This is a genomic window from Neopararhizobium haloflavum (assembly GCF_002750855.1).
Lineage (GTDB): Bacteria > Pseudomonadota > Alphaproteobacteria > Rhizobiales > Rhizobiaceae > Georhizobium > Georhizobium haloflavum.
Map to the genome: position 1 here is coordinate 91,851 of NZ_NWUC01000004.1, position 14,924 is coordinate 106,774.

The window sequence follows — 14,924 nt, forward strand, 5'->3', positions numbered from 1 at the left end:
CCGGTATTCCAGCGTTTTTAAGGCTTGAATGCGAAAAACCGGGCGTTGCGCCCGGTTTTTCCACTTGGTTGTGAGGCACGTCCTTCATCAGGAACGAATCAGATGCCCTCGTGCCTAGTGCGCGACGGAGGCACCGGCCTCGTCCGGCAGGTCCTGAGAGGCGACGGAAACCGCGGTGCTCTCGTCCCATTCGATCGGTTCGGGAACCCGCACCAAGGCGTGCTCCAGCACCTCTCCGAGACGCGATACCGGGACGATCTCCAGGCCGTTCTTGACGTTATCCGGGATCTCCGGCAGGTCCTTCGCATTCTCCTCGGGGATCAGCACCTTCTTGATGCCACCGCGCAGCGCGGCAAGCAGCTTCTCCTTGAGACCGCCGATCGGCAAAACACGCCCGCGAAGGGTGATCTCGCCCGTCATCGCGACATCCTTGCGCACCGGAATACCGGTCATGACCGAGACGATGGCCGTGACCATTGCGACGCCAGCCGAGGGGCCGTCCTTGGGCGTCGCACCCTCGGGAACGTGGACGTGGATGTCCCGCTTGTCGAACAGCGGAGGCTCGATGCCAAAATCGACGGCACGCGAGCGAACATAAGATGCCGCCGCGGAAATCGATTCCTTCATCACGTCCTTCAGATTGCCGGTGACCGTCATCTTGCCCTTGCCGGGCATCATGACGCCTTCGATCGTCAGGAGTTCACCACCGACTTCCGTCCAGGCAAGACCCGTGACGACGCCGATCTGATCCTCGCCATCGATCTCACCATGACGGAAGCGCGGCACGCCGAGGAATTCCGAAACGTTTTCAGGCGTCACCTCAACGGTCTTCAGGTCCTTGTCCTTCAGGATCTTGGTCACGACCTTGCGCGCGAGCTTCATCAGTTCGCGCTCGAGATTGCGCACGCCAGCCTCACGCGTATAGGTGCGGATGACTTCCATGATGGCGGCATCGCTCACCGAAAACTCGTTCGGCTGCAGGGCATGGTCGCGGATCGCCTTGGGCAGCAGGTGCCGCTTGGCGATTTCCAGCTTCTCGTCTTCCGTATAGCCGGCGATGCGGATGATCTCCATGCGGTCCATCAGCGGCGCGGGAATGTTGAGCGTGTTCGCCGTGGTGATGAACATCACGTTCGAGAGGTCGTATTCAACCTCAAGATAGTGATCCATGAAGGTCGAGTTCTGTTCCGGGTCGAGCACTTCGAGAAGCGCCGAAGACGGATCTCCCCTAAAGTCCATACCCATTTTGTCGATCTCGTCGAGCAGGAAGAGCGGGTTGGCCTTCTTGGCTTTCTTCATCGACTGGATGACCTTGCCCGGCATGGAGCCGATATAGGTTCGGCGATGCCCGCGAATCTCGGCTTCGTCACGCACGCCGCCGAGCGCCATGCGGATATACTCGCGCCCGGTCGCCTTGGCGATCGACTGGGCAAGCGAGGTCTTGCCGACGCCGGGAGGACCGACGAGGCACAGAATGGGTCCCTTGATCTTGTTGGACCGGGCCTGCACGGCGAGGTACTCGACGATACGCTCCTTGACCTTCTCAAGGCCAAAGTGATCGGTCTCAAGCACCTTCTCGGCGTTGTTGAGGTCGGTCTTGATCTTGGATTTCTTGCCCCAGGGCAGTCCGAGAAGCCAGTCGAGATAGTTCCTGACGACGGTCGCCTCGGCCGACATCGGGCTCATCTGCTTGAGCTTCTTGATCTCCGCATCGGCCTTCTCGCGGGCCTCCTTGGAGAGCTTCGTCTTGGCGATGCGTTCGACCAGTTCGGCCATCTCGTCGCGGCCGTCTTCGCCGTCTCCAAGCTCCTTCTGGATCGCCTTCATCTGTTCGTTCAGGTAGTATTCGCGCTGCGTCTTCTCCATCTGACGCTTGACCCGCGAACGGATGCGCTTTTCCACCTGGAGGACCGAGATTTCGCCCTCCATGAAGCCGAGAGCCATTTCCAGCCGCTTCTTGATCGACAGGGTGGAAAGCATCTCCTGCTTTTCGCCGATCTTGATCGACAGATGCGAGCCTACGGTGTCGGCGAGCTTGGAGTAGTCGTCGATCTGGCTGGCCGCCCCGACGACTTCCGGCGAGATTTTCTTGTTGAGCTTCACATAGCTTTCGAACTCGGTGACGACCGAGCGCGCGAGCGCTTCGAGCTCGACCGTGTCCTCTTCCGGCTCCGGGAGGGACTTGGCGAAGGCCTCGTAATAGTTCTCTTCTTCCGAGTAACCGGTGATCTCCGCGCGGGTCTTGCCTTCCACCAGCACCTTTACGGTTCCGTCGGGAAGCTTGAGCAGCTGCAAGACGTTGGCGACGGTGCCGATGGTGTAGATCGCCGCGGTATCCGGATCGTCGTCGCCTGCATTGGTCTGGGTCGCAAGCAGAATCTGCTTGTCTCCACCCATGACCTCCTCAAGGGCGCGAATGGATTTTTCGCGACCGACGAAGAGCGGCACGATCATGTGCGGGAAGACGACGATGTCGCGCAGCGGCAGAACCGGATAGGAATCCGTGCCCTCAATCATGGTCTTGTCATTCATTGTTTATCCTTTCCACCTTCCGACGGCCGTATCTGTGGGGGATGACCGATACGGAAGGCTCGCCTTCGGTACGAGGGCGAAGCGAGTGCCCCGAGTGGTTTCAAAAGCGTAAGTGGCGTTGTGGCGCAGGCGTTTCAAGTCCCTCCGAGCGGGCTGTCACGGCCATAGTCATCTTGAAGCCGGGTGTCATGCAACTGTCAAATCTCGCGCAATTTTTCGCTGTGCACAATCGGCCTTTCGGACGCAAAAAAGCCCGCTCGAAGCGGGCTTTTCCGTGTCAGTCCGGAGAGGATCAGGCAGTTGCGTTACCCTTTTCCTCCTCCCGCTCCGAATAGATGTAGAGCGGGCGCGCGGCCCCCTCGACGACGTCATCCGAAATGACGACCTCGCGCACCCCTTCAAGGGCGGGAAGCTCGAACATGGTATCGAGCAGGATCTTCTCCATGATCGATCTCAAACCACGGGCGCCGGTCTTGCGGTTGATGGCCAGCTTGGCGATGGCCCGCAACGCGTCTTCATGGAAGGAGAGTTCGACATCTTCCATCTCGAAGAGCCGCTGATACTGCTTGACCAGCGCGTTCTTCGGTTCGGAAAGAATCTGGATCAGGGCGTCCTCATCCAGATCCTCCAGTGTCGCGATGACCGGCAGACGGCCGATGAATTCCGGAATGAGGCCGAACTTCACCAGGTCCTCCGGCTCGAGGTCTCGAAGCACTTCACCCACCCGGCGATCCTCGGCAGCCTTGACCGACGCACCGAAGCCGATGGAAGTCTTCTCGCCACGCGCCGAGATGATCTTGTCGAGACCGGCGAAGGCGCCGCCGCAGATGAACAGGATATTGGTGGTGTCGACCTGAAGGAACTCCTGCTGGGGATGCTTCCGCCCGCCCTGCGGCGGAACGGACGCGACCGTGCCTTCCATGATCTTGAGCAGCGCCTGCTGCACGCCCTCGCCCGAGACGTCGCGCGTGATCGACGGATTGTCCGATTTGCGGGATATCTTGTCGACCTCGTCGATATAGACGATACCACGCTGGGCGCGCTCGACGTTGTAGTCGGCGGACTGCAGCAGCTTGAGGATGATGTTTTCGACATCCTCGCCGACATAGCCAGCTTCCGTCAGTGTCGTCGCATCGGCCATCGTGAACGGCACGTCGATGATGCGAGCGAGCGTCTGAGCGAGATAGGTCTTGCCGCAGCCCGTCGGGCCGACGAGCATGATGTTCGACTTCGACAACTCGACATCCGACCCTTTGGCCGCATGGGCGAGCCGCTTGTAGTGGTTGTGTACCGCCACCGAGAGAATGCGCTTGGCCTGATCCTGGCCAATCACGTATTCGTCGAGGATCTTGATGATTTCCTGCGGCGTGGGGACCCCATCGCGCGACTTCACCATCGAGGTCTTGTTCTCCTCGCGGATGATGTCCATGCAAAGCTCGACGCATTCATCGCAGATGAAAACCGTCGGGCCAGCGATGAGCTTGCGCACTTCGTGCTGGCTCTTGCCGCAGAAGGAGCAATAAAGCGTATTCTTGGAGTCGCCGCTATTGCCGCCGCTGACCTTGCTCATATCCATTTCCTTCCAGCACTTCCGAACCGGTTCGTTCGGAATACTTTCAATCCACCGAGAGCGGGCCCGAATCTGGCGGCGCTCTCGTGGCAATCAGACCTTGGCGCCTGGCACCGTTGAAGCCATCCTAACGCATCGTGCCCTTGACAAAATCAGATTTGCCACGTCTCGGCAACAATGCGGCGCAGTTACGAACAGGCTAGCGATCCGACGTAACCATGCACTTAACAGCCCGCGCATGGCCGGCCCATGGCTCGGGCGCGTCCGGCCCGGATCACACGGCCAGGCCCAGCGCCTTCTACATTCATTTTCCGCCTTCGGCTTCGATCGCCTCACGCGATGCGATGACCTTGTCGACAATGCCGAAGTCGCGCGCCTCTTCCGACGTCATGAAGTGGTCGCGATCGAGCGTACGCTCGATTGTGTCATAGTCTTGACCGGTATGCTGGACATAAACCTCATTAAGCCGCCGCTTCATCTTTATGATGTCCTGCGCGTGACGCTCGATATCCGATGCCTGTCCCTGGAATCCACCAGAAGGCTGATGCACCATGATGCGCGCGTTGGGCGTAGCAAAGCGCATGTCCTTGTGACCAGCGCACAGCAGCAGCGAACCCATCGACGCGGCCTGGCCGATGCAGAGCGTCGAGACGGCCGGCTTGATGAACTGCATCGTGTCGTAGATGGCCATGCCGGCGGTCACGACGCCGCCCGGCGAATTGATGTAAAGCGCGATCTCCTTCTTCGGATTTTCAGCTTCCAGGAACAGAAGCTGCGCGCAGACGAGCGTTGCCATCTGATCTTCGACTGGGCCGGTGATGAAGATGATCCGCTCTTTGAGGAGGCGCGAGAAGATGTCGTAGGAGCGTTCGCCGCGGTTCGTCTGTTCGACGACCATCGGCACCAGCGCCATGGCGGTATCAACCGTTCTTGTCATGCAATCAGCCCTTGAAAATTGAGCCCGGCTTCGCTGCCCGGGCGAGAATCACTCTTTCTTGCTTTGTCCTACATAGAGTGTGTGCCTGCCCATCTTCAAGACGCGGGCGGCGAATGGGACTGATAGCGTGCGGTAACGTTAAGCCTCGGCGCGGAGCCAGCGCTGCAGGCCCGCCGTGTCAGCGTCATCCACCCACCGCGCGGCCCGCCGCCCGACGGCGGCGCCAAATTTATAGCCATGCCCCGAGCAGGCCGAAACGATCAGTACCTTGTCGCGGACTTCAGCAAAGAAGCGCTCGTCCTCCGTGAAGGTGTAGGCGCAGCTGACCACGTCGGTAACCCTGTACTCGGCCAGACGACGGAAGGGCGCCGCGAAAAGATCGCGGATCGCCTCGCCTTCGCCAGCTTCCGGGCTGCGGTCGGCATCGGCGTCGGCGGCCGGCCTTTTGTGCAATCCCGAGCCGAATTTCAGACCACCGTCGCCGCTCGGCGGAATGATGTAGCCGTCAGTGTCTCCGCCGACATCAAGGATGGTCGGGGCATCGGCCCAGGCAGAGCGGAATTCCTCAGGCGGGTCGAGATAGGCAACCGCGGTTCGGAATGTCGTCAGATCGCGCGTCACATCGGGAAACAGCTTGGGCACCCAGGCGCCGGCGGTCACGATGATGCGATCGGCCAGGTGCACCGTGCCATCGGCCGTTTTGACGCTGCCAAGCGTAGGGTCGACGGAGGCCACCCTGGTATGCTCATGAAGGCGCGCGCCGTGACGGGTGAGCCACTCGGCAAGATCGGCCGCGATGCGACGGCAATGGAGAGCCCCGCCTTCGCGCGAGGTGAAGGCGAAACGAATTGACGATTCGTCCAGGAACGGGAAGCGACCAGTTGCCTGTGCGGCTGTGAGATCCTCGAATTCATAGCCGCCGTCGACCAGCCCATCGCGCATCTCCTCGGCTTCATCGCCCTTCTCGCGCGAGATGCACATGAAGCCGCGCGGATCGAGATGGCTGCGGCCAAGATCGAGCCACATCGTGTCCCACGCCTCATATGCCTCCGTGATGGCACGACCATAGCCGGCGGCCTTCCCATAGGCGCGGCGGATGATGCGGTGGTGGTCACCGGACGCAGCAAGCGGGTTGGGAATCGGTCCCTGTTCGAAAAGCGCGACCTGGTGCCCTGTCCTGACCAGCGACCAGGCCGTGGAAAGACCGGCGATGCCCGCGCCGACGATGATGACGTTCATGAAAGCCTTGTTCTTTTGCGGGAAAAGGCGCCGAGGATCAGGCTCAGCTCAGGATGACGTATTCTTTGAGAGTCGTTTCAATCACTTCCCACGTTCCCTTGAAGCCCGGCCTGAGGACATAGGAATCTCCTGGCCCGAGCTCGACCGGATCACCGCCGTCCGGCGTCACGACGGAGCGGCCCTCCAGAACGTGGAAGTACTCCCACTCGTCATAGGCGATCATCCATTTGCCGGGGGTCGCACGCCAGAGGCCGGCGAAGAGGCCCTTGTCGGTCTGCTCGATGTTCCATGTGGTGAAGCGCGGTGCGCCGTCCAGCACCCGCGAGGGATCGGGCGCATCGGACTCTGGCTCCGCGCCCTCCCGCGTGACGCGCAGCATATGGCGCATCACGCCTTCTCCAATGCCTGTTCCAGGTCCGCGACGATGTCGGAAACGTCTTCCAGACCGATGGACAGGCGCACGACGTCAGGACCGGCGCCGGCGGCGACCTGCTGTTCGGCCGTCAGTTGGCGGTGGGTGGTCGAAGCCGGGTGGATCACCAGCGAACGAGTATCGCCGATATTGGCAAGGTGGGAAAACATCTCCAGCGCCTCGACAAAGCGGATGCCCGCCTCGTAGCCGCCCTTGAGACCGAAGGTAAAGACGGCTCCCGCGCCCTTCGGCGCATACTTTTGCTGGAGTGCATGATTGGGATCATCAGGCAGGCCGGCGAAGGAGACCCAGCCGACCTTGTCATGCGCCTTCAGCCAGCGCGCCACTTCCAGCGCGTTGTCAGAATGCTTCTGCATCCGCAGCGGCAGGGTCTCGACGCCGGTCAGTATGAGAAACGCGTTCATCGGCGAGATCGCGGGACCGAAATCGCGAAGGCCAAGCACCCGCGCGGCGATCGCGAAAGCAAAATTGCCGAAAGTCTCGTGCAAGACGATGCCGTTGTATTCCGGCCGTGGGGTCGACAGCATGGGATAGTTGCCGGACGCCGACCAGTCGAACGTGCCGCCGTCGACGATGACGCCGCCGACAGAATTTCCATGTCCACCGATGAACTTGGTGAGCGAATGCACCACGATGTCCGCCCCGTGTTCGATCGGGCGGGTCAGGTAAGGTGTCGCCATCGTGTTGTCGACGATGAGCGGGATGTTGTGCTCGTGCGCGATGTCCGCGACGGCCTGGATATCGACAAAGGTTCCGCCAGGATTGGCAAGGCTCTCGATGAAGATCGCTCGGGTCTTGTCGTCGATCTGGCTCTTGAAACTATCGAGATCAGCGGGGTCAGCCCAGCGCACCTGCCAGTCGAAATTCTTGAATGCATGGCCGAACTGATTGATCGAACCGCCGTACAGCCTGCGCGCGGCGATGAAATTGTCGCCCGAACGCATGAGGTTGTGGAACGTCAGAAGCTGCGCGGCGTGGCCGGAAGCAGTGGCCAAGGCCGCCGTACCGCCTTCCAATGCGGCTATCCTCTCCTCGAGAACCGCCTGGGTCGGGTTCATGATGCGCGAATAGATGTTGCCAAAGGCCTGGAGGCCGAAGAGCGAAGCGGCGTGGTCCGTGTCGTCGAAAACGTAGCTGGTCGTCTGGTAGATCGGCGTCACCCGAGCGCCCGTCGTCGGATCAGGCTGGGCCCCGGCATGTATCGCCAGCGTTGCAAATCCCGGTTCGTTGTTGGCCATCTTACGTCCCTCTCTCAAACCGGCATAATCGGAGTCTTTTCAGACCTCTCTGCCGATTGTCTAGCTTGTTGAATCATCGCAGTTCTGGCGAATTCCGAAGCTTTGGTACCCATCACGCAGGACAGGCTTGCGCGAGGAGATCTTGCGGCTGTTGACGCCGCTCCAGCCGATCTCGCCAGACAGTCTGGCATACTCAATCTTCGGACAGCGGTTCATGATCACCCGAATTCCGGCCGCCTCCAGCCGAGCGGCTGCAGCATCGTCTCTCACACCCAATTGCATCCAGACCACCTTGGGAAGCGACGGCATGGCGAGAATCTCGTCGACCAGCTGCGGCACGGCATCGGATGCGCGAAAAATATCGACCATATCGACCGACACGGGAAGGTCAGCCAACGCCGCAACTGCTTGCTGGCCGAGAATATCTTTCCCCGCCTGGCCGGGATTGACGGGAAGGACGTCATAGCCCTTGTCGCGGAGGTACTTCATGACGAAATAGCTCGGCCGCACCGGATTGGCGGACGCGCCGACGATCGCCACTGTCTTGACCCGGCGAAGGATATCGATGATCTCCCCGTCGGGGTAATTGTCGTGATCGACCGCCGGAAGGCGCAGATTGCCGCGCTCGTCCATCGGGAAGAACGGATTGTGCGCCACTTCCCAGAGATGGCCTTCCGTGTCCGCGAAATAGCCGGAATAGCCGCCCCAGAAAACCTTCTGCGGCGTCTTGACCAGCCGGCCGCCCTTCTCCACCGCCAGCGTCACGAGCCGGTCCACCTCCTCCGGCGAACGGGCATTGTAGGCGAGCGACAGGCCGGAGAAGCCCTTTCCGCTGTCGATGAGCGTTGCGTCTTTCGCCAATTCCTCACGCGGGAAGAGCGAGAGGACGATGTTTCCGAGCTGGATAAAGGTCACCCCCTGCTGGGACGCCGGCGCGCGGCGCCATCCGAGCGCTTCGTAGAACGCCGTTGCCCGTCTGAGGTTGTCGACCCCGAGCGTGATGAGGGAAATGCGAGGATCAAAGGTCATCAGAGTTCGGCATGTCGTTTCAATGGGATGTCGAAGAATGGCTTCGTGCGCCGAGCCAGGGGCAAGACCAAGCGTTTGCGCAAATCACTCGCCCGTCCATTCCGGCTTTCGCTTGTCGATGAACGCGCCGATCCCTTCCTCGGCGTCGCGCACCATCATGTTCTCGACCATGACGCGCGCGGTATAGTCGTAAGCGTCGGAGAGGCTCATCTCGGCCTGACGGTAGAAGGCTTCCTTTCCGATCTTCAGCACCAGCGGCGATTTTCCGGCGATGACGCTGGCGTATTTGTCGACCACCTGCCGCAGATACTCTTTCGGCACGATGCGATTGACGAGGCCGAACTCCTTGGCTGTCGAGGCATCGATCGTCTCTCCCGTCAAAAGCATCTCCATCGCCTGCTTGCGGTGGACGTTGCGCGAAAGCGCCACCATGGGCGTCGAGCAGAAAAGGCCGATATTCACGCCCGGTGTGGCAAAACCCGACGTGTCCGTACAAATCGCAAGGTCGCAGGACGCAACGAGCTGGCATCCTGCGGCTGTCGCGATGCCGTCGATCTCGGCGATGACCGGTTTTGGCAGCGCGACGATGGTCTGCATCAGTTTGGCGCACAGTCGCATTGTCCTGTCGAAGAATGCCCGGCCACCGTCCTTTCCGGTGCGGTTGCGCGTCAACTCCTTCAGATCATGACCGGCCGAGAACGCCTTCGCCGCCGACGCGATGATGACGACGCGAACCGCATCGTCCGCATGCGCTTCCTCAAGCGCGGCCAGCATCGCTTCCATCAGGGCGATCGACAGCGCATTGGCCGGTGGATTGTTCATCGTCAGACGGAGGATGCCCTCATGGCGCTGGGCCACCAGCAGGCCGTCATGGGCACTCCCGCTGGATGGGTTGATCGCCACGATGTCTGCCATGGTCCATGCTCCTCGTTTCGCTCCAACGGTCTTTTGGCACGACTTGACGCATGGCATCCAGCCCCTTCAATTGCGCACGGGCGCAGGGAGGTCAGCGATGGACAAGCCGGTCATGCGGGTCGAGGAACTGGAACGGTTCCTTCAAGACGAGTTTCCGCAGATCAATGCCGATGGACAGGCGTTTACGATCGACTCGATCGAGCCCGGACGTGCCGTGATGCGGCTTAATCCCAATCAGCGTCACCTGCGGCCGGGCGGGACGGTGTCGGGCCCGACGCTGTTCACGCTCGCCGATCTGGCGGCCTATGTCGTCATTCTCGGCCATATCGGCCCGGTCGCGCTCGCGGTCACGACCAATCTTTCCATCAATTTCCTGCGCAAGCCGGCCGATGGACAGCCGCTTTTCGGCACCGGCCGTTTGCTGAAACTTGGCCGGAGGCTAGCGGTGGTCGACGTGGCCATCACAGACGAGAGCGGTATGCTCGTGGCACAGGCAAGCGCCACCTACTCCATCCCGCCAGACCGAGTAGCTGTGGTAAAATAATACCGCTCTTCTAAGCCTTTGTTTTTTCTTAGCTCTTCTTCACTTTAGCCGGCATGGTCAGATTGACCCGCACGAAGGTCTCGGCTATAGACCTCGCGACCTTCCAGCAGCGTGATCGTGTCGCGCGCGGGAAGGCAAGCAACAAAAAACGCCCTTGCTTTCGGGCATTGGGATGAAAAGGAAAGACAATTCCATGAAGACCTTCTCGCAGAAGCCTGCAGAGGTGGAGAAGAAGTGGATCGTCATCGATGCAGAAGGCATCGTCGTCGGACGCCTCGCCACCTTCGTCGCCAACCGTCTGCGCGGCAAGCACAAGCCGACCTTTACGCCGCACGTCGACGATGGCGACAACGTCATCATCATCAATGCCGACAAGGCGGTGCTGACGGGCAAGAAGTACACCGACAAGAAGTATTACTGGCACACCGGCTATCCGGGCGGCATCAAGGAGCGCACGGCGCGCCAAATCTTCGAGGGCCGCTTTCCCGAGCGCATCGTTGAGAAGGCTGTCGAGCGGATGATCCCGCGCGGCCCTCTCGGTCGTCGCCAGATGAAGAACCTCCGGGTCTATGCCGGCACGAACCATCCGCATGAGGCCCAGCAGCCGCAGACGATCGACGTCGGCGCTCTGAATGCCAAGAACAAGAGGACTGCCTGATCATGGCTGAACTGAATTCCCTGGAAGAACTCGGCCAGGCCACAACGGCATCCGAGCAGCCGGCCCGTCCGGTTCACGAGCGCAAGGTCGATGCGCAGGGCCGCTCCTATGCGACCGGCAAGCGCAAGGACGCCGTCGCGCGCGTCTGGGTCAAGCCGGGTTCCGGCAAGATCACCATCAACGGCCGCGAGTTCGAGAAGTATTTCGCGCGTCCGGTGCTGCAGATGGTTCTTCAGCAGCCGATCGTCGCGGCCAACCGCAACGGCCAGTTCGATGTCGTGGCAACGGTTGCAGGCGGCGGACTTTCGGGCCAGGCCGGCGCTGTCCGTCACGGCATCTCCAAGGCGCTGACCTACTACGAACCGGAACTACGCGGCGTCCTCAAGAAGGGCGGCTTCCTGACACGCGACAGCCGCGTCGTCGAGCGTAAGAAGTACGGCAAGGCCAAGGCCCGCCGGTCCTTCCAGTTCTCCAAGCGCTAAGCGCTGGCGACCAGCACCATGCAAAGGCGGGATTTCGATCCCGCCTTTTTTGTTGCCTTATCCCGACGAGTTTTCCATTTTCCCTCCGACGAGCCTACAAGGGCCCTGCCCCGCGCGGTCGCGCTCTTGAGGCAGAACATCCGGAAAGGGACGGCCATGCCTTCGAAGTCGATCGACCATGCCTTCACGGCTGGTGCCATGCGCGGCGCTGCCAGCGATCCGACCTATGCCGGGGCGTTGTCGTTCATGCGGCGGCGCTTTACGAAATCTCTCAAAGGGGCAGATGCCGTCGTATGGGGAATTCCGTTCGACGCAGCGGTCTCGAACCGTCCGGGAGCGCGTTTCGGGCCGCAGGCGATCCGTCGCGCCTCCGCGATATTCGACAATGATCCGCAATATCCCTTCGGCCGCGATCTCTTCGAGGACATGGCCGTCATCGACTACGGCGACTGCCTGCTGGACTACGGCAACCACCAGAAGACACCAGCAACGATCGAGCGGGAGGCAGGGAATATCCTCAAATCCGGCGCCTTTCTCTTGACCCTCGGGGGCGATCATTTCGTCACCTGGCCGCTGCTCAAGGCGCACGCGGCGGTTCACGGCCCGCTTTCGCTGGTGCAGTTCGACGCCCACCAGGACACCTGGTTCGACGACGGCAAGCGCATCGACCACGGCTCATTCGTGGCCCGTGCCGTGCGCGACGGGATCATCGACCCGGACACGTCCATCCAGATCGGCATCCGCACGCATGCACCCGAGGATTTCGGTATCCAGATCATCCATGGACACGAACTGGAAGACATGCGCTCGGGCGACGTCGCCTCCCGGATCATTGCGCGCACGGGCGGGCGTCCCGTCTATCTCACCTTCGACATCGACTGTCTCGACCCGGCATTCGCGCCGGGGACCGGAACGCCGGTCGCCGGTGGTCCGACCTCGGCCAAGATCCTGTCGATCCTTCGCCAGCTTCGCCGCCTCGACATCCGCGGCGCCGATGTGGTCGAGGTTGCGCCAGCCTACGATCATGCCGACGTGACCGCCATTGCCGGTGCCACCGTCGCGATGTATACGCTCGGACTTCTGGCCGAGAGACGGGCATCCGAGCCGGCTTCCGGCACATGAACGCGTTCGGATAGTGAATCCGGAACGCCAGCCAAGGCGCTGATCAGCAAAGACGATTGGAAAGGGTGAGATGAAACCGAAAATCTTCATCGACGGCGAACACGGCACGACCGGACTGCAGATCCGCTCGCGCCTTGAAGCGCGCGAGGATATCGAGATCATCTCCATCCCCGAGGCCGAGCGCCGCAACAATGATCTCCGCGAGCAATTCCTGCGCGAAGCGGATGTCGCCATCCTGTGCCTTCCCGACGACGGCGCCCGCGAAGCGGTGGCCATGCTCGGCGTCTCATCGAAGACGCGGATCATCGATACCAGCACCGCGCACCGGACCGACCCGGACTGGATCTATGGTTTCGCCGAAAGCGACCCGGACCGCGCCGAACAGATTGCCTCCGCCCGCTTCGTGTCCAACCCGGGCTGCTACTCGACCGGCGCGATCGGCATTCTGAAGCCCCTGATCGATCGCGGTCTCATGCCCTCCGACTATCCGGTCACGATCAATGCCGTTTCCGGCTATACGGGTGGCGGCAAGCAATTGATCGCGCAGATGGAGGATGAGAGCCATCCCGAGTATCTGGGCGCGCCGCATTTCCTCTACGGGCTGACGCTCAAGCACAAGCACGTGCCCGAGATCAAGATGCGCAGCGGCTTGAAGCGCACGCCCCTGTTCTCGCCATCCGTCGGACGCTTTGCGCAGGGCATGGCCGTCCAGGTGCCGCTCTATCTGGATGAGATGGAAGGCACGTGCAGCATGCGCGATGTGCACCAGACCCTGGTTCAGCACTATGCCGGCCAGTCCGTCGTGCATGTGGTGCCGCTGGACGACAGCATGCAGATCAGCCGGCTCGACCCGACCGCGCTCAATGGGCAGGACACAATGATGATCTATGTGTTCGGCACGGAAGGTGGCGAGCACGTCAACGTCGTTGCGGTGCTCGACAACCTGGGCAAGGGCGCGTCAGGCGCTGCCGCGCAGAATCTCGACCTGATGCTCTTCGGCGATCAGTAGGGTTCAAACCTTGGCGTCATCGAGCAGATAGGCGCCGTAAAACGCCCGCCAATGCGCGATCGCAAAGCCGAGAACGACAACGGCGCCGCCCTGGTGCATCAGAGCCCAGCCGATCGGCACATGCATGAGCAGCGTGGCGATGCCGACTGCCGCCTGGCAGGTAACCAGCGCAAAGAGCACGATGGACCGGTTGGCGTGGGTCGTTCCCGGCGCACGGCGCAGCGCGATGACCATGTGCGCGAGCGCGCCGATCCACAGAGCATAGGCCGTCATGCGGTGGACGAACTGGGCGGTCTTGCCGCTCTCGAACACGCTGAGCCAGGCAGGGTCTGTCACGAAGAGTTGGCCCGGTATGATCGCGCCGTCCATGAGTGGCCAGGTATTGTAGGCCCAGCCCGCATTGAGACCGGCGACCAACGCACCTAGGTAGATCTGAAGAATGATCAGGACCACGAGGCCGCCCGCTGCCAGATGAGAGCGCGCGGTGGGAGGATGATCGCCGGAATGCGGTGCAAGCGCCCGCATGACCCAGAAGATGGCGGCGAAGATCAGACAGGCCAGCGTCAGATGGGTCGCCAATCGGTATTGACTGACGTCGATGCGTTCCGTCAGGCCGGACGCCACCATCCACCATCCGACAAAACCCTGGAGACCGCCCAGCGCCAGAAGACCGACCAGTGGCCAACGCAGGCGCGGCTCGACCCTGCCAGTCAACCAAAGGAAGGCGAGCGGCAGAGCGAAGGCGATACCGACGCCGCGTGCAAGGAAACGATGCGCCCATTCCCACCAGTAGATCGTCTTGAACTGGTCAAGGCTCATGCCGCGATTGATTTCCTGGTATTGGGGGATCTGCCGATAGAGTTCCAGTTCCTCCTGCCATTCTGCTTCGCTCAAGGGCGGAATGACGCCGTGGATCGGTTTCCACTCGGTGATGGACAGGCCGGACTCGGTCAGACGCGTTGCTCCGCCGACGATGACGAGTGCGAAAATCATCAGGAGCACGACGCCGAGCCAAATGCGCACCAGGCGCCGGTTCTTCACGCGGCGCTCAAGCGTGTCGGCAGGATGGGCGGCATTGCTCGCCGCGGGCGCTGTGTCGATAACGCTCATTTCGTGGTCCTTCGCGATCGGCGAGGATGTGCATCAGCGCCACGTCCATTGCAAGGTGGCTGAGTTTGCGGCATCGGGTCGCGCCGCTTGCACCGCCGCCAAAAGC

Annotated in this window: 14 protein-coding genes and 1 pseudogene; 5 read left to right on the top strand and 10 right to left on the bottom strand. The window is 61.4% G+C overall.

All coding sequences use genetic code 11. The features are described from left to right. Positions 1 to 114: 114 nt before the first annotated feature. The 9 genes and pseudogenes from lon to CN673_RS10470 all read right to left on the bottom strand — a co-directional run bounded on the left by lon (position 115) and on the right by CN673_RS10470 (position 9,893). On the bottom strand, positions 115 to 2,532 hold the full coding sequence (lon, locus tag CN673_RS10435; RefSeq protein ID WP_245409854.1) for an endopeptidase La: 2,418 nt from the start codon (positions 2,530 to 2,532) through the stop codon (positions 115 to 117). Positions 2,533 to 2,824: 292 nt separating this feature from the next. Beyond that, positions 2,825 to 4,102, bottom strand: a complete 1,278-nt coding sequence (clpX, locus tag CN673_RS10440) for an ATP-dependent Clp protease ATP-binding subunit ClpX (RefSeq protein ID WP_099866446.1) — start codon at positions 4,100 to 4,102, stop codon at positions 2,825 to 2,827. A 304-nt stretch (positions 4,103 to 4,406) separates the two neighbouring features. Next, entirely contained in the window at positions 4,407 to 5,039 is a 633-nt protein-coding gene (locus CN673_RS10445) for an ATP-dependent Clp protease proteolytic subunit (RefSeq protein WP_099866224.1), read from the bottom strand. A gap of 138 nt (positions 5,040 to 5,177) precedes the next feature. Further along, a complete protein-coding gene (locus CN673_RS10450; protein WP_099866225.1) occupies positions 5,178 to 6,278 on the bottom strand; it encodes an NAD(P)/FAD-dependent oxidoreductase in 1,101 nt (366 codons plus the stop codon). A gap of 43 nt (positions 6,279 to 6,321) precedes the next feature. After that, complete coding sequence (locus tag CN673_RS10455; protein ID WP_099866226.1) at positions 6,322 to 6,666, bottom strand: cupin domain-containing protein; 345 nt, start codon at positions 6,664 to 6,666, stop codon at positions 6,322 to 6,324. Then, a complete protein-coding gene (locus tag CN673_RS10460; RefSeq protein ID WP_099866227.1) occupies positions 6,666 to 7,949 on the bottom strand; it encodes an O-acetylhomoserine aminocarboxypropyltransferase in 1,284 nt (427 codons plus the stop codon). Before CN673_RS10460 ends, CN673_RS10455 begins: the two co-directional genes overlap by 1 nt. Positions 7,950 to 8,009: 60 nt before the next feature. Next, complete coding sequence (locus tag CN673_RS21305) at positions 8,010 to 8,582, bottom strand: CoA-binding protein (RefSeq protein ID WP_114149041.1); 573 nt, start codon at positions 8,580 to 8,582, stop codon at positions 8,010 to 8,012. Positions 8,583 to 8,615: 33 nt separating this feature from the next. Next, a pseudogene (locus CN673_RS21310) lies at positions 8,616 to 8,978 on the bottom strand (VOC family protein); the annotation flags it as partial. A gap of 84 nt (positions 8,979 to 9,062) precedes the next feature. After that, positions 9,063 to 9,893 carry an enoyl-CoA hydratase gene (locus tag CN673_RS10470; RefSeq protein ID WP_099866229.1) on the bottom strand — a complete coding sequence of 277 codons (831 nt, stop codon included), beginning with the start codon at positions 9,891 to 9,893 and terminating at the stop codon, positions 9,063 to 9,065. A 97-nt stretch (positions 9,894 to 9,990) separates the two neighbouring features. On the opposite strand from CN673_RS10470, the gene CN673_RS10475 reads away from it, so the two are divergent. From CN673_RS10475 to argC, 5 genes are all read left to right on the top strand, one after another. Then, positions 9,991 to 10,437, top strand: a complete 447-nt coding sequence (locus CN673_RS10475) for a PaaI family thioesterase (RefSeq protein WP_099866230.1) — start codon at positions 9,991 to 9,993, stop codon at positions 10,435 to 10,437. Between the two features lie 193 nt (positions 10,438 to 10,630). Continuing rightward, entirely contained in the window at positions 10,631 to 11,095 is a 465-nt protein-coding gene (rplM, locus tag CN673_RS10480; protein WP_099866447.1) for a 50S ribosomal protein L13, read from the top strand. Between the two features lie 2 nt (positions 11,096 to 11,097). Continuing rightward, positions 11,098 to 11,577 carry a 30S ribosomal protein S9 gene (gene rpsI / locus CN673_RS10485; protein WP_099866231.1) on the top strand — a complete coding sequence of 160 codons (480 nt, stop codon included), beginning with the start codon at positions 11,098 to 11,100 and terminating at the stop codon, positions 11,575 to 11,577. A gap of 156 nt (positions 11,578 to 11,733) precedes the next feature. Beyond that, positions 11,734 to 12,699 carry an agmatinase gene (gene speB / locus CN673_RS10490; protein WP_099866232.1) on the top strand — a complete coding sequence of 322 codons (966 nt, stop codon included), beginning with the start codon at positions 11,734 to 11,736 and terminating at the stop codon, positions 12,697 to 12,699. Between the two features lie 70 nt (positions 12,700 to 12,769). Then, positions 12,770 to 13,708 carry an N-acetyl-gamma-glutamyl-phosphate reductase gene (gene argC, locus CN673_RS10495; protein WP_099866233.1) on the top strand — a complete coding sequence of 313 codons (939 nt, stop codon included), beginning with the start codon at positions 12,770 to 12,772 and terminating at the stop codon, positions 13,706 to 13,708. Positions 13,709 to 13,711: 3 nt separating this feature from the next. Here the strand turns inward: argC and CN673_RS10500 are convergent, their stop codons facing one another. Continuing rightward, entirely contained in the window at positions 13,712 to 14,818 is a 1,107-nt protein-coding gene (locus tag CN673_RS10500) for a COX15/CtaA family protein (protein WP_099866234.1), read from the bottom strand. Between the last annotated feature and the right edge of the window lie 106 nt (positions 14,819 to 14,924).